This is a genomic window from Moorena sp. SIO3I6 (assembly GCF_010672095.1).
In genome coordinates this window covers 1-1538 of record NZ_JAAHHU010001218.1, presented here as the reverse complement: position 1 = coordinate 1538, position 1538 = coordinate 1, and the positions used below count along the sequence as shown (strand labels likewise).

Genomic DNA, 1538 nt, shown 5'->3' with positions numbered 1-1538 from the left:
TTCCATAAGACGTTTCAGGAATATTTGTGTGCTGAAGAGATTGACTATCAGGCGGATAATGAGGGGGATTTTGATATTGTTTTGGATGAGATTCGGGAGCATTTGCATGACTCCCACTGGCGCGAAGTGTTATTATTGCTGATAGCGCAACAAAAACCGAAAAAGGCAGCGAGGGCGATTCGGGCAGTTTTGACTAAAAATAGTAACTATGAGCAGTGGTTGCATCGGGATTTGTTGTTTGCTGGTAGTTGTTTGGCAGAAGACCCGAAGAATTTGCGTGGTGCTGATCGTGAGTTGGTGCAAGAAATTTTAGAGGGGTTGCTTGAGTTGGAGGTGAGTAGTAAAGAGCGGGTTGGCGAGAGGGTTGATGAGCAGGTTTTTCAGATAATTTGTAGTTTATATGAAACGGATTTTCAAGCACAGGTATTGGAATTGTTAGAACAGCAATCCCATCGAATTGATGAGTGGCGATTGCTTAACTACCGAGCTGAGTTAGGGGAAAAAGATCAGGTAATTAAAATATTGTTGACACGGCTAAAGGATGATGATTTTGATGTACGTTGGAGGGCAGCCGATGCTTTGGGTGAATTGGGCAATAGCTCAGAAACCGTAGTCAACGCCCTCTTAGCAAGGTTTCAGGATGAGAATTCTGATGTGCGTTGGAGGGTAGCCATAGCCTTGGGCGAATTGGGCAATAGCTCAGAAACCGTAGTAAGGGCTCTAATTGCACGACTTCAGGATTCTGACGCTAGTGTGCGTGAGAGGGCAGCCGTGGCCTTGGGCAAATTGGGCAACAGGTCAGAAACTGTAGTAAGGGCTCTAATCGCACGACTTCAGGATCCCGATGCTAGTGTGCGTGGGGGGGCAGCCTATGGCTTAGGCAAATTGGGCAATAGCTCAGAAACCGTAGTCAACGCCCTCCTAGCAAGGCTTCAGGATCCCGATGCTGCTGTACGTGGGGGGGCAGCCGATGCCTTGAGCAAATTGGGTAATAGCTCAGAAACCATAGTCAACGCCCTCCTAGCACAGCTTCAGGATACCGATGTTGGTGTGCGTCGGTGGACAGCCTTGGCCTTAGGCAAATTGGGCAACAGTTCAGAAACCGTAGTCAAGGTCGTCCTAGCACAGCTTCAGGATGATGATTCTCGTGTACGTCGGTGGGCAGCCATAGCCTTGGGTAAATTAGGCAACAGCTCAGAACCGGTAGTCAACGCCCTCTTACCAAGGCTTCAGGATGAGCATTATCGTGTGCGTCGGTGGGCAAGCGAAGCCTTAGGTCAATTGGGTAAAACATCTAATCATATTCTCCCTACTGTAATTGAATGGATTGAACAACACCAAGATTCAGACTATGTGGGCAGTGGTATTGATGCGCTGTGGGATTTGGTTGTAGGTGAGGAATAGATAATAGCGCTCTGTGTTATAGTTTTTAAGGCTAATAATCTAATCAGATAAAACTTACGAAGTTTAGTTGCTTTTGCCCCCCTAACCCCCCAATACTGGGGGGAACAGATTCACGAAAGTCCCCCAAAATTGGG

General features: G+C 47.4%; 1 protein-coding gene. It reads left to right on the top strand.

Annotation, left to right across the window (positions count from 1 at the left end; all coding sequences use genetic code 11):
- Window positions 1–1404: sister chromatid cohesion protein PDS5 (locus tag F6K49_RS47855; RefSeq protein ID WP_293109619.1), on the top strand; the 1404-nt coding region annotated here is incomplete at its 5' end.
- Window positions 1405–1538: the final 134 nt, after the last annotated feature.